Here is a 20,846-nt window from a genome sequence, read left to right as displayed (position 1 = left end):
TTCTCGCCTGCCGTTACTGACGGAAGGGGAAGTTGAGCGCCTTCAGAAGTGCGCGGGCTTCCTCGTCGGTCTGCGCCGTCGTACAGACGATGATGTCCATTCCCCACATCTGATCGACCTTGTCGTAGTTGATCTCGGGGAAAACGATGTGCTCCTTGATGCCCATGGCGAAATTGCCGCGGCCATCGAAGCTCTTGGGGTTCAGACCGCGGAAGTCGCGCACGCGCGGCAGAGCGATCTGGACCAGCCGGTCGACGAACTCATACATGCGCTCGCGGCGAAGAGTGACCTTCGCACCGATCGGCATGCCTTCGCGGACCTTGAAGCCGGCGATCGACTTGGTGGCCCGAGTCACGACCGGCCGCTGACCGGTGATGCGACCGAGTTCCTCGGCAGCGACGCTGGGCTTCTTGGAGTCACCCGTCGCTTCGCCGACGCCCATATTCACGACGACCTTGTCGAGACGGGGGACCTGCATGGGGTTCGTATAGGAGAACTGGTCCTGCAGGGACTTGATGATCTCCTCGCGATAGACGCGCTTGAGGCGCGGCTCGTAGGCGGTGGCGGCCTCAGCCATTGATCTCTTCTCCCGAACGCTTGGCGACACGGACCTTGGTGCCGTCTTCGAGAACCTTGATGCCGATACGGGTCGCCTTGCCGTCCTTCGGGTCAGCGACCGCGAGATTCGACAGATGGATCGGCGCTTCCTTGTTGATGATGCCGGCTTCGGCCGACGCGGTCTGGCGCTGGTGACGCTTCACCATGTTTACGCCACGCACGAGGGCTTTGTTGTCCTTCGGCATCATCTGGATGACTTCGCCCGACCGGCCCTTGTCCTTGCCGGCGAGCACGACGACGGTGTCGCCCTTGCGGATCTTCTGCATCGTCCGCTCTCCTCTTAAAGAACTTCGGGCGCGAGCGATACGATCTTCATGTGGTTCTTACCGCGCAACTCGCGGGGAACCGGTCCGAAGATGCGGGTACCGATCGGCTCTTTCTTGTTGTCGATGAGGACGGCGGCGTTCGAATCGAACCGGATCACCGAGCCGTCATTGCGGCGGATGTCCTTGGCCGTACGAACGACGACGGCTTTCATCACGTCGCCTTTCTTGACGCGTCCGCGCGGGATAGCCTCCTTGACCGACACGACGATGATGTCGCCGACGGAGGCATATTTGCGCTTCGAACCGCCAAGAACCTTGATGCACATCACGCGACGGGCGCCGGAATTGTCGGCCACGTCCAGGTTTGTTTGCATCTGAATCATGTCAGGTCGCCTTCAAAGCTACTGCCGGGAACGCCCATGGCGGGCGCCACTCCCGGAAAAATTCAACTGGCTGCGGCCGCGTCGTTTGCGACGACGACCCAGTTCTTGTCCTTGGAGATCGGAGCCGATTCCTGAATCGCAACCCGATCGCCGACCTTGAACTGATTGTTTTCGTCGTGCGCCTTGTACTTTTTGGACCGGCGCACGGTCTTCTTGAACAGCGGGTGCGTGAAGCGACGCTCTACGAGCACGACCACGGTCTTGTCGTTCTTGTCGGAGACGACTGTTCCCTGCAGAATACGTTTCGGCATGTCAATCCTCAGGCCTTGGCCTCGGCCGCCTTTTGAGCGGAAATGGTCTTGATCCGGGCGATATCGCGGCGGACCTGACGAACGCGGGCTGTGTTCTCAAGCTGACCCGTGGCACGCTGGAAGCGCAGGTTGAACTGCTCCTTCTTCAGCTTGGCGAGCTCGTCGGTGAGTTCGTCCTGGGTCATGGTTCTGACGTCGGAAGCTTTCACGTCAAACTCTCCTTACTCGGCGATGCGCTGAATGAAGCGCGTACGGACGGGCAGCTTGGCGGCGCCGAGACGCAGCGCCTCGCGGGCGACCGTCTCGTCGACGCCGTCGATCTCGAACATGACGCGGCCCGGATGGACGCGCGCTGCCCAGTAATCGACGGAGCCCTTGCCCTTACCCATGCGGACTTCGGTCGGCTTCGAGGTGACCGGCAGGTCCGGGAAGATCCGGATCCATACGCGTCCTTGACGCTTCATGTAGCGAGTGATCGCGCGGCGGGCCGCCTCGATCTGACGGGCGGTGACCCGCTCCGGGTCGACCGCCTTCAGGCCGTAGGCGCCGAAGTTCAGCGCCGTTCCGCCCTTGGCGTTACCGTGAATGCGTCCCTTGAACGCCTTACGGTACTTCGTGCGCTTTGGCTGCAGCATCTTCTCTTACTCCGAATGACTTCGAGCGGCGCTTAAGCGTGCTCGCGGCGACGTCCGCCACCGCCATGGCTGTCACCCTCGACCTGACGGCGCTCAGCGGCCATCGGATCATGCTCGAGGATCTCGCCCTTGAAGATCCACACCTTGACGCCGCAGATGCCATAGGCGGTCACGGCCTCGGCCGTGCCATAGTCGACATCGGCGCGAAGGGTGTGAAGCGGCACCCGGCCCTCGCGGTACCACTCGGTGCGGGCGATTTCCGCACCACCGAGACGGCCGCCGCAATTGATGCGGATACCTTCGGCGCCAAGACGCATGGCAGACTGGACAGCACGCTTCATGGCACGACGGAACGCGACGCGGCGCTCGAGCTGCTGGGCAATCGACTGAGCGACGAGCGTCGCGTCGGTCTCAGGCTTGCGCACCTCGACGATGTTGATGTGCGTCTCCGCATTCGTCATCGAGCCGAGCTTCTTGCGAAGCTTCTCGATGTCGGCGCCCTTCTTGCCGATGACGATACCCGGACGGGCCGAGTGGATCGTGATGCGGCACTTCTTGTGAGGACGCTCGATGACGATCTTCGAGACTGCCGCCTGCTTCAGCTCCTGCATCAGGAACTTGCGGATCTTCAGATCCTCGTGAAGCAGCGAGCCATATTCCTTGCCATCAGCGAACCAGCGGGAATCCCAGGTCCGGTTGATGCCGAGCCGGAAGCCGGTTGGATTGATTTTCTGACCCATCAGGCGGCCTCCTCGGTTTCCGCCACTTCACGCACGACGATGGTCAGATGCGAGAAGGGCTTCTCGACGCGGCTTGCGCGGCCACGGCCACGAGCGTGGAACCGCTTCATGGTGATCGACTTGCCGACATAAGCCTCAGCCACGATCAGCGCGTCGACGTCGAGGTCGTGATTGTTCTCGGCATTCGCGATCGCGCTCTGGAGGGTCTTCTTGACCGTCTCAGAGATGCGCTTGCGAGAGAAGGTGAGGTCCGCGAGAGCGTGCTCGACCTTCTTGCCGCGAATCAAGGCCGCGACCAGGTTCAGTTTCTGCGGGCTGACGCGGATGGTACGGGCGACGGCCTTCGCCTCGTTGTCCTTCAGCTGCCGCTCGGCTTTCGCCTTGCCCATTGTTACTTCCTCTTCGCCTTCTTATCGGCGCCGTGGCCGTAATAGGTCCGCGTCGGCGCAAACTCGCCGAACTTGTGACCGACCATATCCTCGTTCACCGAGACCGGGATGTGCTTGTTGCCGTTGTAGACACCGAAGGTCAGCCCGACGAATTGCGGCAGGATGGTCGAACGGCGGGTCCAGATCTTGATGACGTCGTTGCGGCCGCTCGCGCGGGCCTTCTCGGCCTTCTTGAGCAGGAAGCCATCGACAAACGGACCCTTCCAGACGGAACGTGTCATGGGGGTTTCCTCTCTTACTTCTTGCGCTGATGGCGCGAGCGCATGATGAACTTGTCGGTCGACTTGTTCGAACGCGTCCGCTTACCCTTGGTGGGCTTGCCCCAAGGCGAAACCGGATGGCGGCCACCCGACGTACGGCCTTCACCACCACCATGGGGGTGATCGACCGGGTTCATGGCGACGCCGCGAACATGCGGACGCTTGCCGAGCCAGCGTGAGCGGCCCGCCTTGCCATTGTTGATATTGCCATGGTCCGGGTTCGACACCGCGCCGACCGTGGCAAAGCAGCTCGACGGAACGAGGCGCTGCTCGCCCGAACCGAGGCGCAGGATAGCCATCGTCGAGTCGCGGCCGACCAGCTGGGCGTAGGACCCGGCCGAACGTGCGATCTGACCGCCCTTCTCCGGCTTCATCTCCACATTGTGGATGATGGTGCCGACCGGCATCGCCGAGAGCGGCATCGCATTGCCCGGCTTCACGTCGACGCCGGACAGACCGGAGACGACGTTGTCACCAACGGCCAAGCGCTGCGGCGCGAGGATATAAGCGAGCTCACCATCGGAATATTTGATGAGCGCGATAAAGGCCGACCGGTTCGGATCGTATTCCAGGCGCTCCACCGTGCCGACCACGTCGAGCTTGCGACGCTTGAAGTCGATCATGCGATAGGTGCGCTTGTGACCGCCGCCCTGATAGCGAGCCGTCACGCGACCGGTGTTGTTGCGACCGCCCTTGGAGTGCAAGCCCTCGGTCAAATGCTTGACCGGCTTGCCCTTCCAGAGACCGGACCGATCGACGATGACCAGCTGGCGCTGGCTCGGCGTCGTCGGCTTGAAATTCTTCAGTGCCATTTCGTCTTTCCTCCGGTCCTAGCTCTTAAAGGCCGGTCGAGACGTCGATGGACTGGCCCTCGGCCAGCGTCACGATCGCCTTCTTCTTGTCGCTCTGATGCCCGATCCGGCCTCGGAAGCGCTTGACCTTGCCCTTGCGGACCAGCGTGTTGACCGCGGTGACCTTCACGTCGAAGAGCGCTTCGACGGCCGCCTTGATTTCAGGCTTGGTCGCGGTCTTCGGGACGTTGAAGACGACCTGGTTGGACTCCGACAGGAGCGTCGACTTCTCGGTGATCACCGGCGAGGTGATAACGTCGTAGTGGCGAAGATCGCTCATTTGAAACGCTCCTCGAGAGCTTCGACCGCAGCCTTCGACAGAACCAGCGTCGGGCGGCGGAGAATGTCATACACGTTGATGCCCTGGACCGGCAGCACATCGATCTTGGCGATGTTGCGCGAGGCACGAGCGAACGACGCGTCGAGCTCCGAACCGCCGATGATCAGCGCGTTGGCAATGCCGAGACCCTCGAAGGTCTTGACCATCGCCTTGGTCTTGGCCTCGGCCGCCTTCAGCTCGTCGAGGACGATCAGGTCACCCGACTTCGCCTTGGCCGACAGAGCATGCTTGAGCGCCAGAGCGCGAACCTTCTTGGGAAGGTCATGGGCATGGCTGCGCGAGACCGGGCCATGGGCCTTGCCACCGCCACGGAACTGCGGCGCGCGGGCCGAGCCGTGACGGGCACGACCGGTGCCCTTCTGGCGATAGAGCTTGGCGCCGGTGCGGGCGATCTCGGAGCGACCGAGAGTCTGATGGGTGCCCTGCTGGCGCTTGGCCAGCTGGTAGCGCACCATACGCTGGAGGATGTCCTCGCGCGGCTCCAGGCCGAAGATCTCTTCGGACAGGGTGACGGTGCCGGCATCGGCCCCGTCGAGGCTTTTCATCGTAATGTCCATCACTCAGCCCCCTCGGCAGCGGCCGTCTCTTCGACGCTCGCACCGTTGCCGGCGGCCGCACGCAAGGCGGCGGGCTTCGGCGCGTTTTCGGGAAGCGTCGCCTTGACGGCGTCGCGAATTTCGATCCAGCCGCCCTTGGAGCCCGGAACCGCGCCGCGCACCAGGATCAGACCCTTGTCGGCGTCCGTGCGGACGATCTCGAGGTTCTGCGTGGTGACGCGGACCTGGCCCATATGGCCGGCCATCTTCTTGTTCTTGAAGACCTTGCCCGGGTCCTGACGCTGACCGGTCGAACCGTGCGAGCGGTGCGACACGGAAACGCCGTGGGTGGCGCGAAGACCACCGAAATTGTGGCGCTTCATGGCGCCGGCAAAGCCCTTACCGATCGAAGTGCCGGTGACGTCCACCATCTGGCCGGCGACAAAATGATCGGCGGTGATCTCGGCACCGACATCGATCATATTGTCTTCGCTCACGCGGAACTCGACGAGCTTGCGCTTGGGCTCGACCTGAGCCTGAGCGAAGACGCCTCGCATGGCCTTCGACGTGTTCTTCACCTTGGCAAGGCCGGCACCGAGCTGAACGGCGGTATAGCCATTCTTGTCGACGGTACGCTGGCCAACGACCTGCAGGTTCTCAACTCTCAGAACGGTCACGGGGACATGCTCTCCGGCATCCGTATAGATGCGGGTCATCCCGACCTTCTGCGCGATCATTCCTGAACGCATGGGTGTCATCCTTCCCCGGCTCTCGATCAGAGCTTGATCTCGACGTCGACGCCGGCGGCGAGGTCGAGCTTCATCAGCGCGTCGACCGTCTGCGGCGTCGGGTCCACGATGTCGAGAAGACGCTTGTGGGTCCGCATCTCGAACTGCTCGCGGCTCTTCTTGTCGATGTGCGGCGACCGGTTCACTGTAAACTTCTCGATCCGCGTCGGAAGCGGGATCGGACCGCGCACATTCGCTCCGGTGCGTTTGGCGGTCGAAACGATCTCGCGCGTCGAGGCGTCGAGGACACGATGGTCGAACGCCTTCAGGCGGATGCGAATATTCTGGCCGTTCATTTCATTCGTCCTCTCGTCGGAGCCTGCCGGCGGGCCGGTGCTGTCCGAGCGCTCTTGTCTTCTTGTCAGCCAATTCGGTGGCGGGTCGCCCGCCCTCCCCTCGTCCGGACAAACCCGGGCGAAGGATCAAGAAAAAAGCGCGCCCCGCTAAGGCCGGGGCGCGCCCAACTCCGCTCGTCGATTACTCGACGATCGATGCGACGATGCCGGCGCCGACGGTGCGGCCGCCTTCGCGGATGGCGAAGCGCAGCTTCTCTTCCATCGCGATCGGAACGATCAGCGTGACGTCCATCGTCACATTGTCGCCCGGCATCACCATCTCCGTGCCCTCAGGCAGCGTCACCACGCCCGTCACGTCCGTCGTGCGGAAGTAGAACTGCGGGCGGTAGTTGGTGAAGAACGGCGTATGACGGCCGCCCTCTTCCTTGGTCAGGATGTAGGCTTCGGCCTTGAACTTCGTGTGCGGCTTCACCGAACCCGGCTTGCACAGAACCTGACCGCGCTCGACGCCTTCACGGTCGATACCGCGGATCAGCGCGCCGATATTGTCGCCCGCCTGGCCCTGATCGAGCAGCTTGCGGAACATCTCGACGCCCGTGACCGTCGTCTTGCGGGTGTCCTTGATGCCAACGATCTCGACTTCCTCGCCAACCTTGACGATGCCGCGCTCGACACGGCCGGTCACGACCGTACCGCGACCCGAGATCGAGAACACGTCCTCGATCGGCATCAGGAAGGGCTGGTCGACCGGACGCTCCGGCGTCGGGATATAGGCGTCGACCTCGGCCATCAGCTTGCGGACCGCATCCTCGCCGATCTCCTTGTTGGAGTCTTCGAGAGCGGCCAGAGCCGAACCCTTGACGATCGGAATGTCGTCGCCCGGGAAGTCGTAGGACGACAGAAGCTCGCGAACCTCGAGCTCGACCAGCTCCAGAAGCTCCTCGTCGTCGACCTGGTCGACCTTGTTGAGGAACACCACGATCGCCGGAACGCCGACCTGACGGGCGAGCAGGATGTGCTCGCGGGTCTGCGGCATCGGGCCGTCGGCCGCAGAGCAGACCAGGATCGCGCCGTCCATCTGAGCGGCACCCGTGATCATGTTCTTCACATAATCGGCGTGACCCGGGCAGTCGACATGGGCGTAGTGACGGTTCTCCGTCTCGTATTCCACATGCGCCGTCGAAATCGTGATGCCGCGGGCCTTCTCTTCAGGCGCCGCATCGATCTGATCATAGGCGCGGAACTCGCCGAAATACTTCGTGATCGCCGCCGTCAGGGACGTCTTGCCGTGGTCGACGTGACCGATCGTCCCGATGTTCACATGCGGCTTGTTCCGCTCGAACTTACTCTTGGCCATAAGGCCCTCCATTCACTTCTTTAAACTGGCTCGCGAAGGAGCCGGAAACCGTTCGGAGATCAGGCGTATTTCTTCTGGATCTCGTCGGCGACCTGGTTCGGAACCTGCTCGTAATGATCGAACTGCATCGTATACTGCGCGCGGCCCTGAGACATGGAGCGCAGCGTGTTGACGTAGCCGAACATGTTGGCGAGCGGCACGAAGGCGTTGACAACCTGCGCGATGCCGCGGGACTCGGTGCCCTGGATCTGGCCGCGACGTGAGTTCAGATCGCCAATCACGTCGCCCATGTAATCCTCGGGCGTCACAACCTCGACCTTCATGATCGGCTCGAGCAGACGCGGACCGGCCTTCTGGATGGCTTCGCGGAAGGCCGCACGGGCTGCGATCTCGAAGGCCAGAACCGAGGAGTCGACGTCGTGGAAAGCACCGTCCAGAAGCTCTGCCTTGATGTCGACCATCGGGAAGCCCGCGATCGGACCCGAGGTCATGACCGAATTGATGCCCTTCTCGACGCCCGGAATGTACTCCTTGGGAACCGCGCCACCGACAATCTTCGACTCGAAGGAATAGCCTTCGCCGAGATCGGCCGGAGCAAAGTGCAGCTTGACGCGAGCGAATTGGCCCGTACCGCCGGTCTGCTTCTTATGGGTGTAATCGACGTCGGTCGCCCGCGAGATCGTCTCGCGATAGGCCACCTGCGGCGCACCTACATTCGCCTCGACCTTGAACTCGCGCTTCATGCGATCGACGAGAATGTCGAGATGAAGCTCGCCCATGCCGGCGATGATGGTCTGACCCGATTCCTCGTCGGTCTTGACGCGGAAGGACGGATCCTCGGCGGCCAGACGGTTGAGCGCCAGACCCATCTTTTCCTGGTCGGCCTTGGTCTTCGGCTCGATCGCGATCTCGATGACCGGATCGGGGAACTCCATACGCTCAAGAATGACCGGCTTCAGCGGATCGCAGAGCGTGTCGCCCGTCGTCGTATCCTTCAGCCCCGCCAGAGCGACGATGTCGCCGGCATAGGCTTCTTCGATGTCCGAACGCGAGTTCGAATGCATCTGAAGCATGCGGCCGACGCGCTCGCGCTTTTCCTTCACCGTGTTCATCAGGGACGTGCCCTTGGTCAGAACGCCGGAATAGATGCGCGCGAAGGTGAGCGAACCGACGAACGGATCGTTCATGATCTTGAAGGCGAGCATGGAGAGCGGCTCGTCGTCGGACGACTTGCGAACCAGCTCGGCATCCGTCTTCGGATCGATGCCGCGGATCGCCTTCACTTCGACCGGGGAAGGAAGGAAATCGACGACCGCGTCCAGAAGCGGCTGAACGCCCTTGTTCTTAAAGGCCGAGCCGCAGAGGACCGGCGTGAACCAGACGTCGCAGGTGCCTTTGCGGATCAGACGGCGCAGCTCGTCATTCGAGGGCATCTCGCCTTCGAGATACTTCTCCATGGCCGCTTCGTCGATCTCGACGGCCGCCTCGATCATCGCTTCGCGATACTCTTCGGCCTGTGCCTTGAGATCCTCGGGGATATCGAGAATGTCCCACTGCGCGCCGAGGGTCTCGTCGCGCCAGACATAGGCCTTCATCTCGATCAGATCGACGACGCCCTTGAGCTCGCTCTCGGCACCGATCGGCAGCTGAATGACGATCGGGCGCGCACCGAGGCGCGACTTGATCATCTCAACGCAGCGGAAGAAGTCGGCGCCGATCTTGTCCATCTTGTTGACGAAGATCATACGCGGGACTTCGTACTTGTCGGCCTGGCGCCAGACAGTCTCGGTCTGCGGCTCAACGCCGGCATTGGCGTCGAGAAGCGCGATCGCACCGTCGAGAACGCGCAAGGAACGCTCGACTTCAATCGTGAAGTCGACGTGACCCGGCGTGTCGATGATGTTGAAGCGGCGCTTCTTGCCGTCGCGACCTTCCCAGAAGGTGGTCGTCGCAGCCGACGTGATCGTGATGCCGCGCTCCTGCTCCTGCTCCATCCAGTCCATCGTTGCGGCGCCGTCATGGACTTCGCCGATCTTGTGGGACTTGCCGGTGTAGAAGAGAATACGCTCGGTCGTCGTCGTCTTGCCGGCATCGATGTGGGCCATGATGCCGAAGTTACGGTAGTCTTCGATTACGTAGTCGCGTGCCATTTGGCGCTCGCCTCTTGAAATTTCGAAGCCAGAATTACCAGCGATAGTGCGAGAACGCGCGGTTGGCCTCAGCCATACGGTGCGTGTCTTCGCGCTTCTTGACGGCCGTACCGCGGTTGTTGGCGGCATCCATGAGCTCGCCGGACAAACGGTCGACCATCGTGGTCTCATTGCGGTTGCGGGCCGCCGTGATCAGCCAACGGATCGCCAATGCCTGACGGCGCTCCGGGCGAACGTCGACGGGAACCTGATAGGTCGCACCACCAACACGACGCGAACGAACTTCGACATGCGGCGCGATGTTCTCAAGCGCCTGATGGAAGACCGCGACCGCGTCCTGACGGGTCTTGTCGTGAACGGCGTCGAAAGCACCATAGACGATGCGCTCGGCAGTCGACTTCTTGCCGTCATACATGACGGCGTTCATGAACTTGGACACGATGAGATCACCGAACTTCGGATCCGGGTTGATCTCACGCTTTTCGGCACGATGGCGACGGGACATTCGCTGCTCTCTTAAAGATCGTTGCGGCGCGACAGGCGCTTACTTCGGACGCTTGGCGCCGTACTTCGAGCGACGCTGCTTACGGTTCTTGACGCCCTGGGTGTCGAGAACGCCGCGGATGATGTGGTAACGCACACCCGGAAGGTCCTTCACGCGGCCGCCGCGGATCATGACCACGGAGTGCTCCTGAAGGTTATGCCCCTCGCCCGGGATGTAGCCGATGACTTCATAGCCATTGACGAGACGGACCTTGGCGACCTTACGCAGAGCCGAGTTCGGCTTCTTCGGGGTCGTGGTGTAAACGCGGGTGCAGACGCCGCGCTTCTGCGGGTTCGCCTCGAGCGCCGGAACCGTGTTGCGCTCAGTCGGACGAACGCGCGGCTTCCGGATCAGCTGGTTGATGGTCGGCATTCCAACCTTCCCTCTACTTTCTCAATCGCAATGTTCGAAACGAAGCAAATCCCTCGCGGCACGAACGAAGACATCGTCATGCGCGAAACCGAGCCATCGCCCTTGAAACAGGGGGGCGGCTCGGACAGAACCAGAGGATCACCCAAAGGCGATCATGAACCAGAGATTGGCGTCTCGTTGAACGAAGCCTTGTTTGAGACGAGTAACTCCCGGACGCGGCGTCTACGGGAAGAGTCGGCCTCACATCGGCTCTGTTGGAGCGCTACTTAACGAGTCGCTCAGTCATCGTCAACCCCTTGCAGGGCCGGGTTTGGCGCATTCTCAGCGCTCAGACGGGCTCGCACTGGCGTTTCGGCATCCCTGAGAGCGAGCGATCGCGTTAATTTAAATTAACAGCGTCGGTCTTCGCTCGAAAACCATAGGAAAATTTGACCGAATTCGTCGAGTCGCGGGCGTGTCATGGCATTTCCAAGGCGAGCCTGATCCGAGTCTCGCTGATGTCACTTTGTGAGGGACGGGTTTAGCGCCGGGTCGCATCAGGGTGCCCATCAGCATGTGATTCTCGCAGCAAAATCCGGCGTTTGGTCTCCCGCTTCGAATGAAAGGCGCCTTCGGGCGTGGTCAAAGGAAAAGGCCGCCCCGAAGGACGGCCTTTTCAGCATGTCAGCGATGACGGTTCTGCGGCAATTACTCCGCAGCGTCGCCCAGCGAGGTCAGGAGGTTGTCGCTCTCGGCCGTGTTCGAGGCCTTGCGACGATCCTCCAAGATCAGATCGTCACGCGAGGTCGCGATCCGACGGATCTGGGTCATCATCCCGCCCGTACCGGCTGGGATGAGGCGGCCGACAATGACGTTCTCCTTCAAGCCCTGCAGCGTATCGACCTTGCCGGCGACCGCCGCCTCGGTGAGAACGCGGGTGGTCTCCTGGAAAGAGGCCGCCGAGATGAAGGACGGCGTCTGGAGCGAGGCCTTGGTGATGCCGAGCAGCACCGGATTGCCCGAGGCCGGCTTCTTGCCTTCCTCTTCGAGACGCTCGTTGATCTCCGCCAGCTCGATCCGGTCGACATGGTCGCCCGGAATATAGCCGGAGTCGCCCGACTCGACGATCTCGATCTTCTGCAGCATCTGGCGAACGATCACCTCGATGTGCTTGTCGTTGATCAGAACGCCCTGCAACCGGTAGACTTCCTGGATCTCGTTGACGAGATAGCTCGCCAGAGCCTCCACGCCGCGAATGGCCAGAATGTCGTGCGGCGCCGGATTGCCGTCGAGAATGTAGTCGCCCTTCTCGATGAGGTCGCCTTCCTGGAGATGGAACGGCTTGCCCTTCGGGATCAGGTATTCCACCGGCTCCAGCGTCGAGTCGTTCGGCTCGATGATGATGCGGCGCTTGTTCTTGTAGTCGCGTCCGAACTTCACCGTGCCGTCGATCTCGGCGATGATCGCGTTGTCCTTCGGCTTGCGCGCCTCGAAGAGCTCGGCCACGCGCGGCAGACCGCCCGTGATGTCCTTCGTCTTGGCGCTTTCCATCGGAATACGCGAAAGCACGTCACCGGCCTTCACCCGCTGACCCGGCTCGACCGACAGAATGGCGTCGACCGACTGGAAGTAACGAGCGTCGGAACCGCGAGCCAGCTTCAGCACCGTGCCGTCATCGCCCTTGATGACGATCGCCGGCTTCAGATCCGAGCCGCGCGGGCTTGCCCGCCAGTCGATGACCGCACGCTTGGTGATGCCGGTCGACTCGTCCGTCTGCTCCGACACGGAAACGCCATCCACCATGTCCTCGAAGTCGATGACGCCTTCGAGCTCGGTCAGCACCGGGCGGGTATAGGGATCCCACTCGGCAATACGCTGGCCACGACGCACGGTGTCGCCATCGTCGACGAAGACGCGCGAACCGTAGGTGACGCGGTGCGAGGCTCGCTCGACGCCCTTCCCGTCCAGGATGAGGATCGCCATGTTGCGGCCCATCGCGACGAGACGTCCTTCGGAGTCGCGCACGACGTTGCGGTTGCGGATCGCAACGGTACCTTCATAGGACGCTTCCAGGAAGGACGAGTCCACCACCTGCGCCGTGCCGCCCATGTGGAAGGTGCGCATGGTGAGCTGGGTGCCCGGCTCGCCGATCGACTGTGCCGCGATGACGCCGACGGCCTCGCCCATATTGACGGGCGTGCCGCGCGCAAGATCGCGACCATAGCAGACGCCGCAGATACCGGTCCGGATCTCGCAAGTCAGCGCCGAACGGATCTGGATCGACTGGATACCGGCCTTCTCGATCAGCTCGACATCCTTCTCCTCGATCATCCGCCCGGCTTCAACGATGACCTCGCCGGACTGCGGATGCAGGACGTCCACGAGCGCCGTGCGGCCCAGAACCCGCTGGCCGAGCGAGGCGACCACCTGGCCAGCATCGACGATCGGCTGCATGGTCAGGCCATTCTCGGTGCCGCAATCGGTCTGCGTGATGATGCAGTCCTGCGCGACGTCGACGAGACGACGGGTCAGATAGCCCGAGTTCGCGGTCTTCAAGGCCGTGTCGGCAAGGCCCTTACGGGCGCCATGGGTCGAGTTGAAGTACTCGAGAACGGTCAGACCTTCCTTGAAGTTCGAGATGATCGGCGTCTCGATGATCTCGCCCGACGGCTTGGTCATCAGGCCGCGCATGGCCGCCAGCTGACGCATCTGGGTGGGCGAGCCACGGGCGCCGGAATGCGACATCATATAGATCGAGTTCATCGGCTTCTGACGGCCGTTCTCGTCGAACTCGACCGCCTTGATGCGGCCCATCATCTCGTCGGCGATCTTGTCCGTGCACTTGGCCCAGGCGTCGACGACCTTGTTGTACTTCTCGCCCTGGGTGATCAGGCCGTCATTGTATTGCTGCTCATATTCCTTGGCGAGCGCCTGGGTCTCGGCGATCATGTCCTTCTTGGTGTCGGGGATGAGCATGTCATCCTTGCCGAAGGAGATGCCGGCGAGACAGGCGTGCTTGAAGCCGAGCTGCATGATCCGGTCGCAGAAGATCACCGTCTCCTTCTGTCCGCAATGGCGATAGACCGTGTCGATCATCTTGGAGATGTTCTTCTTGGTCATCAGCTGGTTGCAGATGTCGAAGGGAACGGCGGCGTTCTTCGGCAGAAGCTCACCGATCAGCATGCGGCCCGGGGTCGTCTCGTGGATCTGGGATACGGGATTGCCATCCGCATCCACGGTCTTGAACCGGCCCTTGATCTTCGTGTGGAGCGTCGTCGTCTTGGAATAGACCGCGTGCTCCAACTCGCCGATGTCGGAGAACACCATGTTCTCGCCCGGCTCGTTCTCATTCATGATCGAGAGGTAATAGAGCCCGAGCACCATGTCCTGGGACGGAACGATGATCGGCGCACCATTGGCCGGATGCAGGATGTTGTTCGTCGACATCATCAGGACGCGCGCTTCCAGCTGCGCCTCGATGGAGAGCGGCACATGGACCGCCATCTGGTCGCCGTCGAAATCCGCGTTGAAGGCCGTGCAGACCAGCGGATGCAGCTGGATCGCCTTGCCCTCGATGAGGATCGGCTCGAAGGCTTGGATGCCGAGACGATGGAGGGTCGGCGCGCGGTTCAGAAGAACCGGATGCTCGCGAATGACCTCGTCGAGGATATCCCAGACTTCCGGACGCTCTTTCTCGACCAGCTTCTTGGCCTGCTTGACCGTCGAAGAATAGCCCTTGGCGTCGAGCCGCGCATAGATGAACGGCTTGAACAGCTCGAGCGCCATCTTCTTCGGCAGGCCGCACTGATGCAGCTTCAGGTTCGGACCGGTCACGATGACCGACCGACCGGAATAGTCGACGCGCTTGCCGAGAAGGTTCTGACGGAAGCGGCCCTGCTTGCCCTTGAGCATGTCGGAGAGCGACTTCAGCGGACGCTTGTTGGCGCCCGTGATGACGCGGCCGCGACGGCCATTGTCGAACAGCGCGTCGACGGCCTCCTGCAGCATCCGCTTCTCGTTGCGGATGATGATGCCCGGCGCGCGCAGCTCGATCAGCCGCTTCAGACGGTTGTTACGGTTGATGACGCGGCGGTAGAGATCGTTGAGATCCGACGTCGCGAAACGGCCGCCATCGAGCGGAACCAGCGGACGCAGGTCCGGCGGGATCACGGGCACGACGCTCATGATCATCCATTCCGGCTTGTTGCCCGACTCCAGGAAGTTCTCGACGATCTTCAGCCGCTTCATCAGCTTCTTCGTCTTGAGCTCCGAGGTGGTCGTCGCCAGCTCCTCGCGCAGGTCACCCGCGATCTTCTCCAGATCCATCGAACGCAGAAGCTCCTGCAGAGCCTCGGCGCCGATCAGGGCCGTGAACTGATCCTCGCCGAACTCGTCGACGGCGATCATGTATTCTTCCTCCGACAGGAGCTGATGCTCCTTCAGAGTGGTCAGGCCAGGCTCGGTGACGATGTAGTTCTCGAAATAGAGAACGCGCTCGATGTCCTTGAGGGTCATGTCGAGCAGCGTGCCGATGCGGCTCGGCAACGACTTCAGGAACCAGATGTGAGCGACGGGGGCGGCAAGCTCGATATGGCCCATGCGCTCGCGGCGCACGCGCGAGAGGGTGACCTCAACGCCGCACTTCTCGCAGATGATGCCCTTGTACTTCATCCGCTTGTACTTGCCGCACAGGCACTCATAGTCCTTGATCGGACCAAAGATGCGCGCGCAGAACAGGCCGTCACGCTCGGGCTTGAACGTGCGGTAATTGATCGTCTCCGGCTTCTTGATCTCGCCAAACGACCAGGAGAGGATCTTCTCAGGGCTCGCGAGCGAGATACGGATCGTATCGAAGCTCTGCGCGGCGACCTGCGGGTTGAAGATGTTCATGACCTCTTGGTTCATGCTCTGTCTCCTTGAGGCTTTCGCCTACAGCGGGCGGAGTGCGGGGGACCACTCACCCTCATATTTCTAGGAACCCGTCAGCCGGCGGCCCCGAAAGGGTCGCCGGCATCGACCGGCTTGGTAAAGCCGGCGGTCATGGATTCGCGGCGGATCACTCCGCGGCGTCTGGCAGTTCTTCCGGCCCACCGGCGCGCTCGGGCGCGTTCGACAGATCGACGTCGAGACCCAGCGAGCGCATCTCCTTGACGAGAACGTTGAAGCTCTCGGGGATGCCGGACTCGAAGGTGTCGTCGCCGCGCACGATCGCCTCGTAGACCTTGGTACGGCCTGCGACGTCGTCCGACTTCACCGTTAGCATTTCCTGCAGCGTGTAGGCGGCACCATAGGCTTCGAGAGCCCAGACCTCCATCTCACCGAAGCGCTGACCGCCGAACTGCGCCTTGCCGCCCAGCGGCTGCTGGGTGACCAGTGAGTACGGGCCGATCGAACGGGCATGGATCTTGTCGTCGACCAGGTGGTGCAGCTTCAACATATAGATGTAGCCGACGGTCACCTGACGGTCGAAGGGTTCGCCGGTACGCCCGTCATGGAGCGTCACCTGCCCCGAACCATTCAGCCCGGCCTTCTCCAGCCATTCGACGATGTCCTTCTCGTTCGCACCGTCAAAGACGGGGGTCGCGATCGAGACGCCCTTGGTCATCTGCTTGGCCAGCGTGACGACGCTGTCGTCGTCATAGGTCTTCACCGGCTCGTTGCGCTCGTTGTCCCCGAGCAGGCCCGAGATCTCCTGGCGGAGAGGCTCGACATTCTGGTCCTGCTTGTAGGCTTCGAGCATCTCGCCGATCCGCTTACCCATGCCGGCACAGGCCCAGCCGAGATGCGTCTCGAGGATCTGTCCGACATTCATGCGCGAGGGCACGCCGAGCGGGTTGAGCACGATGTCCACATGGGTACCGTCCGCCGTGAAGGGCATGTCCTCCACAGGCAGAATGCGCGAGACGACACCCTTGTTGCCGTGACGGCCGGCCATCTTGTCGCCTGGCTGGATCTTGCGCTTGACCGCGACGAAGACCTTCACCTGCTTCATGACGCCCGGGGGCAGCTCGTCGCCGCGCTGGACCTTCTCGACCTTGTCCATGAAGCGGGCTTCGAGGGTCTTCTTGGCCTCGTCATAGACGTTGCGCAGATCCTCGAGCTCGCCCTGGAGCTTCTCGTCCTCGACGGCGAACATCCACCACTGCGAGCGGGGATATTCCTCCATCATCTCGGGCGAAAGCTGGGTGCCCCGCTTGAAGCCCTTCGGCCCGGAGATCGCCATCTTGCCGGCGAGCATCTCGGTCAGACGGCCATAGACGTTGCGGTCCAGAATGGCCTGCTCGTCGTCGCGGTCCTTGGCGAGCCGCTCGATTTCCTCGCGCTCGATCGCCATGGCACGCTCGTCCTTTTCGACGCCGTGACGATTGAACACGCGAACCTCGACCACCGTGCCGTAGGTGCCGGGAGGCATGCGGCTCGACGTGTCGCGAACATCCGAGGCCTTCTCGCCGAAGATGGCGCGCAGGAGTTTCTCCTCCGGCGTCATCGGGCTTTCGCCCTTCGGCGTGATCTTGCCGACCAGGATGTCGCCCGGCTGAACCTCGGCACCGATATAGACGATGCCGGCCTCGTCGAGATTCTTCAGCGCTTCTTCCGACACGTTCGGAATATCGCGCGTGATCTCCTCAGGCCCGAGCTTGGTGTCACGCGCCATCACCTCGAATTCCTCGATATGGATCGAGGTGAAGACGTCGTCGGCAACGATCCGCTCCGAAAGAAGGATCGAGTCCTCGTAGTTGTAGCCATTCCACGGCATGAAGGCGACGAGCACGTTCCGGCCGAGAGCGAGATCGCCGAGATCGGTCGAGGGACCGTCCGCGATGATGTCGCCCTTGTTCACCTTGTCGCCCACGGTCACCAGCGGACGCTGATTGATGCAGGTGTTCTGGTTGGAGCGCTGGAACTTCATCAGTCGGTAGATGTCGACGCCGGACTTGCCGGCTTCGAGATCTTCCGTCGCGCGGATGACGATACGGGTCGCGTCGACCTGGTCGACGATACCCGTCCGACGCGCACCGATGGCCGCCCCGGAGTCACGCGCCACCACCGGCTCCATGCCGGTGCCGACGAAGGGCGCCTCGGCCCGCACCAGCGGCACGGCCTGACGCTGCATGTTCGAGCCCATCAGCGCGCGGTTGGCGTCGTCGTTCTCGAGGAACGGGATGAGCGCGGCGGCAACCGAAACGAGCTGCTTGGGCGAGACGTCCATGAGATCGACATTCTCGCGCGGCGTCATGAAGACGTCGCCCTGATGGCGGCAGACCACAAACTCGTTCTGGAACCCGCCCTCGTCGGTGAGGATCGCGTTTGCCTGCGCGACGTGGTGCTTGGATTCCTCCATCGCCGACAGATAGACGACCTCGTTGGTCACCTTGCCGTCGATGACGCGGCGATACGGGCTCTCGATGAAGCCGTATTTGTTGATGCGCGCGAAGGTCGCCAGCGAGTTGATCAGACCGATATTCGGGCCTTCCGGCGTCTCGATCGGGCAGATGCGGCCGTAATGGGTCGGATGGACGTCGCGAACCTCGAAGCCCGCGCGTTCGCGGGTCAGACCGCCCGGTCCAAGCGCCGAGAGACGACGCTTATGGGTGATCTCCGACAGCGGGTTCGTCTGATCCATGAACTGCGAGAGCTGCGAGGAGCCGAAGAACTCGCGCACGGCGGCAGCCGCCGGCTTGGCGTTGATCAGATCCTGCGGCATGACCGTGTCGATCTCGACCGAGGACATACGCTCCTTGATCGCGCGCTCCATGCGCAGGAGACCGACGCGATACTGGTTCTCCATGAGCTCGCCGACCGACCGCACGCGGCGATTGCCGAGATTGTCGATGTCGTCGATCTCGCCGCGACCGTCACGCAGGTCGACCAGCGTCCGAACCACCGCGATGATGTCTTCCTTGCGCAGGGTGCGCACGGTGTCTTCGGCCTGGACCTCCAGACGCATGTTCATCTTCACGCGACCCACGGCCGAAAGGTCGTAGCGCTCGGCGTCGAAGAACAGCGAATTGAACATCGCTTCCGCCGTCTCCATCGTCGGCGGCTCGCCGGGACGCATGACGCGGTAGATGTCGAACAGGGCGTCTTGACGGCTTTCGTTCTTGTCGGCCGCCAGGGTGTTGCGGATATAGGCGCCGATATTGACGTGATCGATATCGAGGACCGAGAAGGTCTCGTAACCGGCATCGACCAGGGTCTTCAGCGTCTTCTCGTCGAGCTCGTCGCCGGCTTCGAGATAGACCTCGCCCGTCGCGAAGTTGACGATATCCTCGGCGAGATAGTTCCCGTAGAGATCCTCTTCGCTGATACGGATCGCCTTCACGCCCTTTTCGGCGAGCTGACGCGCCTGACGTGCGGTGACCTTCTTGCCGGCCTCGACCAGCACTTCGCCGGTGTCGGCGTCGACGAGATCGGTGAGCATGCCCTGGCCGCGCACGCGCTCGACCGAGAAAGGCGCACGCCAGCCGATCTTGTCCTTGGAGAATTCGACCATATTGTAGAAGGTCGAAAGGATCTCCTCGCCATCCATGCCGAGCGCCATGAGAAGGCTGGACACGGGGATCTTGCGGCGACGATCGATACGCGCATAGACGATGTCCTTGGCGTCGAACTCGATGTCGAGCCAGGACCCGCGATAAGGGATCACGCGACCGGCGAAGAGCAGCTTGCCGGAGGAGTGCGACTTGCCCTTGTCGTGGTCGAAGAAGACGCCCGGCGAGCGGTGCATCTGCGAGACGATCACACGCTCGGTGCCGTTGACGATGAACGTGCCGTTCGACGTCATCAGCGGCATGTCGCCCATATAGACGTCCTGCTCCTTGATGTCCTTGATGGACTTGGAGCCGGTGTCTTCGTCGATATCGAACACGATCAGACGAAGCGTCACCTTCAAGGGCGCGGCGAAGGTGAGATCGCGCTGACGGCACTCCTCGACGTCGAATTTCGGCGCCTCGAACTCGTACTTAACGAATTCGAGCATAGACTGGCCGGAAAAGTCGGAAATCGGGAAGACCGACTTGAAGACGGCCTGAAGACCCTCGTCGGCGCGACCGCCGACAGGCTCTTCGACCATCAGGAATTGATCGTAGGAAGCCTTCTGAACCTCAATGAGGTTCGGCATCTCCGCGACCTCGGGGATGTGACCGAAGACTTTGCGCACGCGCCTGCGACCGCTGAACGTCGTCGTCTGTGACATCGTCGCTCCTTCTCGTGACGTCTCGCCCTTGACCAGAGGGCTGAATGATGGGCTTCCTTAAGGGAAGCACCGTCCGCTGGCGGCGCGGACGGGGAATTTCGAAACCGGGACCTCGGGACCCGCGTTTCCGCATGGCTCAATCCGTCGAGCCGTCCGGAAACGCGCCGCGTCCGGCGCATTGCCATATCGTTATCCGAGACCATTTGGCCTCTTCGTCGGAGCCTCGACGGCCCCGCGATCGTCTTGCGTCCTTAAGGCCTCTCATCCGGGCTGCCGATGACCCGCCAGACGGGATCACGGCGAAAGGACCATTATTCCAGCACGCAAGGCGGAACGGCAAAAGCCGTCCCGCCCGCGTCAATCGCATGATTTTCAGCGCGGCATCCGCCGCCCTTACTTGAGCTCGACCTTGGCGCCAGCCTTTTCGAGCTGCTCCTTGATCTTGTTGGCCTCGTCCTTGTCGACGCCTTCCTTGACCGGCTTCGGAGCGTTGTCGACCAGGTCCTTGGCTTCCTTGAGGCCGAGGCCGGTGAGCGCGCGGACTTCCTTGATGACGTTGATCTTCTGAGCGCCAGCGTCAGCGAGGATCACGTTGAACTCGGTCTGCTCTTCCTCGGCCGGAGCGGCAGCGGCACCACCGCCGGCAGCGGCCACGGCCACAGGAGCAGCGGCGGAAACGCCCCACTTCTCCTCGAGCATCTTCGACAGCTCGGCCGCCTCGAGGACGGTCAGAGCGGACAGGTCTTCAACGATCTTGGCGAGATCAGCCATGTTT

At 62.2% G+C, this 20,846-nt stretch carries 21 protein-coding genes; all 21 read right to left on the bottom strand.

From position 1 onward, the window contains the following. Nucleotides 1-13 precede the first annotated feature (13 nt). On the bottom strand, nucleotides 14-577 hold the full coding sequence (gene rplE / locus B9A15_RS07220; protein ID WP_084409364.1) for a 50S ribosomal protein L5: 564 nt from the start codon (nucleotides 575-577) through the stop codon (nucleotides 14-16). Further along, nucleotides 570-884: a 50S ribosomal protein L24 gene (gene rplX, locus B9A15_RS07215; protein WP_084409363.1), complete on the bottom strand. Its 315-nt coding sequence runs from the start codon at nucleotides 882-884 to the stop codon at nucleotides 570-572. Before rplX ends, rplE begins: the two co-directional genes overlap by 8 nt. A 14-nt stretch (nucleotides 885-898) precedes the next feature. Continuing rightward, nucleotides 899-1,267 (bottom strand): 50S ribosomal protein L14, encoded by a 369-nt coding sequence (gene rplN / locus B9A15_RS07210; RefSeq protein ID WP_084409362.1) that lies wholly within the window; start codon nucleotides 1,265-1,267, stop codon nucleotides 899-901. Between the two features lie 62 nt (nucleotides 1,268-1,329). Further along, nucleotides 1,330-1,578, bottom strand: coding sequence for a 30S ribosomal protein S17 (gene rpsQ / locus B9A15_RS07205; protein WP_084409361.1), 249 nt, complete (start codon nucleotides 1,576-1,578; stop codon nucleotides 1,330-1,332). 8 nt (nucleotides 1,579-1,586) lie between these two features. Next, the gene (gene rpmC / locus B9A15_RS07200) at nucleotides 1,587-1,787 is read right to left on the bottom strand and encodes a 50S ribosomal protein L29 (protein WP_084409360.1); all 201 of its coding nucleotides are present in this window, start codon (nucleotides 1,785-1,787) and stop codon (nucleotides 1,587-1,589) included. A gap of 12 nt (nucleotides 1,788-1,799) precedes the next feature. Beyond that, a complete protein-coding gene (rplP, locus tag B9A15_RS07195; RefSeq protein ID WP_084409359.1) occupies nucleotides 1,800-2,213 on the bottom strand; it encodes a 50S ribosomal protein L16 in 414 nt (137 codons plus the stop codon). 32 nt (nucleotides 2,214-2,245) lie between these two features. Next, nucleotides 2,246-2,953, bottom strand: coding sequence for a 30S ribosomal protein S3 (rpsC, locus tag B9A15_RS07190; RefSeq protein ID WP_084409358.1), 708 nt, complete (start codon nucleotides 2,951-2,953; stop codon nucleotides 2,246-2,248). Next, the gene (gene rplV, locus B9A15_RS07185; protein WP_084409357.1) at nucleotides 2,953-3,342 is read right to left on the bottom strand and encodes a 50S ribosomal protein L22; all 390 of its coding nucleotides are present in this window, start codon (nucleotides 3,340-3,342) and stop codon (nucleotides 2,953-2,955) included. The genes rpsC and rplV overlap by 1 nt, the downstream gene beginning before the upstream one ends. A 2-nt stretch (nucleotides 3,343-3,344) precedes the next feature. After that, nucleotides 3,345-3,623, bottom strand: a complete 279-nt coding sequence (rpsS, locus tag B9A15_RS07180; protein WP_084409356.1) for a 30S ribosomal protein S19 — start codon at nucleotides 3,621-3,623, stop codon at nucleotides 3,345-3,347. A 14-nt stretch (nucleotides 3,624-3,637) separates the two neighbouring features. Next, nucleotides 3,638-4,474 (bottom strand): 50S ribosomal protein L2, encoded by an 837-nt coding sequence (gene rplB / locus B9A15_RS07175; protein WP_084409355.1) that lies wholly within the window; start codon nucleotides 4,472-4,474, stop codon nucleotides 3,638-3,640. 25 nt (nucleotides 4,475-4,499) lie between these two features. Next, nucleotides 4,500-4,793 carry a 50S ribosomal protein L23 gene (locus B9A15_RS07170; protein WP_084409354.1) on the bottom strand — a complete coding sequence of 98 codons (294 nt, stop codon included), beginning with the start codon at nucleotides 4,791-4,793 and terminating at the stop codon, nucleotides 4,500-4,502. After that, nucleotides 4,790-5,410 carry a 50S ribosomal protein L4 gene (rplD, locus tag B9A15_RS07165; protein WP_084409353.1) on the bottom strand — a complete coding sequence of 207 codons (621 nt, stop codon included), beginning with the start codon at nucleotides 5,408-5,410 and terminating at the stop codon, nucleotides 4,790-4,792. The genes B9A15_RS07170 and rplD overlap by 4 nt, the downstream gene beginning before the upstream one ends. After that, nucleotides 5,410-6,138, bottom strand: a complete 729-nt coding sequence (gene rplC / locus B9A15_RS07160; protein ID WP_084409352.1) for a 50S ribosomal protein L3 — start codon at nucleotides 6,136-6,138, stop codon at nucleotides 5,410-5,412. Before rplC ends, rplD begins: the two co-directional genes overlap by 1 nt. A gap of 26 nt (nucleotides 6,139-6,164) precedes the next feature. After that, a complete protein-coding gene (rpsJ, locus tag B9A15_RS07155) occupies nucleotides 6,165-6,473 on the bottom strand; it encodes a 30S ribosomal protein S10 (RefSeq protein ID WP_007066362.1) in 309 nt (102 codons plus the stop codon). A 181-nt stretch (nucleotides 6,474-6,654) separates the two neighbouring features. Next, a complete protein-coding gene (gene tuf, locus B9A15_RS07150) occupies nucleotides 6,655-7,830 on the bottom strand; it encodes an elongation factor Tu (protein ID WP_084409335.1) in 1,176 nt (391 codons plus the stop codon). Nucleotides 7,831-7,889: 59 nt separating this feature from the next. Continuing rightward, nucleotides 7,890-9,980, bottom strand: a complete 2,091-nt coding sequence (fusA, locus tag B9A15_RS07145; protein WP_084409351.1) for an elongation factor G — start codon at nucleotides 9,978-9,980, stop codon at nucleotides 7,890-7,892. Between the two features lie 34 nt (nucleotides 9,981-10,014). Beyond that, nucleotides 10,015-10,485, bottom strand: coding sequence for a 30S ribosomal protein S7 (gene rpsG, locus B9A15_RS07140; protein WP_084409350.1), 471 nt, complete (start codon nucleotides 10,483-10,485; stop codon nucleotides 10,015-10,017). Between the two features lie 39 nt (nucleotides 10,486-10,524). After that, complete coding sequence (gene rpsL / locus B9A15_RS07135; RefSeq protein WP_084409349.1) at nucleotides 10,525-10,896, bottom strand: 30S ribosomal protein S12; 372 nt, start codon at nucleotides 10,894-10,896, stop codon at nucleotides 10,525-10,527. A 687-nt stretch (nucleotides 10,897-11,583) separates the two neighbouring features. Next, entirely contained in the window at nucleotides 11,584-15,780 is a 4,197-nt protein-coding gene (gene rpoC, locus B9A15_RS07130) for a DNA-directed RNA polymerase subunit beta' (protein ID WP_084409348.1), read from the bottom strand. Nucleotides 15,781-15,931: 151 nt separating this feature from the next. Then, nucleotides 15,932-20,071, bottom strand: a complete 4,140-nt coding sequence (gene rpoB, locus B9A15_RS07125) for a DNA-directed RNA polymerase subunit beta (RefSeq protein ID WP_084409347.1) — start codon at nucleotides 20,069-20,071, stop codon at nucleotides 15,932-15,934. A gap of 393 nt (nucleotides 20,072-20,464) precedes the next feature. Further along, nucleotides 20,465-20,842, bottom strand: coding sequence for a 50S ribosomal protein L7/L12 (gene rplL, locus B9A15_RS07120; RefSeq protein WP_084409346.1), 378 nt, complete (start codon nucleotides 20,840-20,842; stop codon nucleotides 20,465-20,467). Nucleotides 20,843-20,846 lie beyond the last annotated feature (4 nt).

Source organism: Fulvimarina manganoxydans (assembly GCF_900176465.1).
In the GTDB taxonomy this organism is placed as follows: Bacteria; Pseudomonadota; Alphaproteobacteria; order Rhizobiales; family Rhizobiaceae; genus Fulvimarina; species Fulvimarina manganoxydans.
This window is presented reverse-complemented; position numbering and strand designations above follow the sequence as displayed.

What these genes read in the sequence shown, in the direction of transcription:
- rplE (WP_084409364.1), bottom strand. Translation starts at nt 577, where the DNA reads ATGGCTGAGGCCGCCACCGCCTACGAGCCGCGCCTCAAGCGCGTCTAT.
- rplX (WP_084409363.1), bottom strand. Translation starts at nt 884, where the DNA reads ATGCAGAAGATCCGCAAGGGCGACACCGTCGTCGTGCTCGCCGGCAAG.
- rplN (WP_084409362.1), bottom strand. Translation starts at nt 1,267, where the DNA reads ATGATTCAGATGCAAACAAACCTGGACGTGGCCGACAATTCCGGCGCC.
- rpsQ (WP_084409361.1), bottom strand. Translation starts at nt 1,578, where the DNA reads ATGCCGAAACGTATTCTGCAGGGAACAGTCGTCTCCGACAAGAACGAC.
- rplP (WP_084409359.1), bottom strand. Translation starts at nt 2,213, where the DNA reads ATGCTGCAGCCAAAGCGCACGAAGTACCGTAAGGCGTTCAAGGGACGC.
- rpsC (WP_084409358.1), bottom strand. Translation starts at nt 2,953, where the DNA reads ATGGGTCAGAAAATCAATCCAACCGGCTTCCGGCTCGGCATCAACCGG.
- rplV (WP_084409357.1), bottom strand. Translation starts at nt 3,342, where the DNA reads ATGGGCAAGGCGAAAGCCGAGCGGCAGCTGAAGGACAACGAGGCGAAG.
- rpsS (WP_084409356.1), bottom strand. Translation starts at nt 3,623, where the DNA reads ATGACACGTTCCGTCTGGAAGGGTCCGTTTGTCGATGGCTTCCTGCTC.
- rplB (WP_084409355.1), bottom strand. Translation starts at nt 4,474, where the DNA reads ATGGCACTGAAGAATTTCAAGCCGACGACGCCGAGCCAGCGCCAGCTG.
- B9A15_RS07170 (WP_084409354.1), bottom strand. Translation starts at nt 4,793, where the DNA reads ATGAGCGATCTTCGCCACTACGACGTTATCACCTCGCCGGTGATCACC.
- rplD (WP_084409353.1), bottom strand. Translation starts at nt 5,410, where the DNA reads ATGGACATTACGATGAAAAGCCTCGACGGGGCCGATGCCGGCACCGTC.
- rplC (WP_084409352.1), bottom strand. Translation starts at nt 6,138, where the DNA reads ATGCGTTCAGGAATGATCGCGCAGAAGGTCGGGATGACCCGCATCTAT.
- rpsJ (WP_007066362.1), bottom strand. Translation starts at nt 6,473, where the DNA reads ATGAACGGCCAGAATATTCGCATCCGCCTGAAGGCGTTCGACCATCGT.
- tuf (WP_084409335.1), bottom strand. Translation starts at nt 7,830, where the DNA reads ATGGCCAAGAGTAAGTTCGAGCGGAACAAGCCGCATGTGAACATCGGG.
- fusA (WP_084409351.1), bottom strand. Translation starts at nt 9,980, where the DNA reads ATGGCACGCGACTACGTAATCGAAGACTACCGTAACTTCGGCATCATG.
- rpsG (WP_084409350.1), bottom strand. Translation starts at nt 10,485, where the DNA reads ATGTCCCGTCGCCATCGTGCCGAAAAGCGTGAGATCAACCCGGATCCG.
- rpsL (WP_084409349.1), bottom strand. Translation starts at nt 10,896, where the DNA reads ATGCCGACCATCAACCAGCTGATCCGGAAGCCGCGCGTTCGTCCGACT.
- rpoC (WP_084409348.1), bottom strand. Translation starts at nt 15,780, where the DNA reads ATGAACCAAGAGGTCATGAACATCTTCAACCCGCAGGTCGCCGCGCAG.
- rpoB (WP_084409347.1), bottom strand. Translation starts at nt 20,071, where the DNA reads ATGTCACAGACGACGACGTTCAGCGGTCGCAGGCGCGTGCGCAAAGTC.
- rplL (WP_084409346.1), bottom strand. Translation starts at nt 20,842, where the DNA reads ATGGCTGATCTCGCCAAGATCGTTGAAGACCTGTCCGCTCTGACCGTC.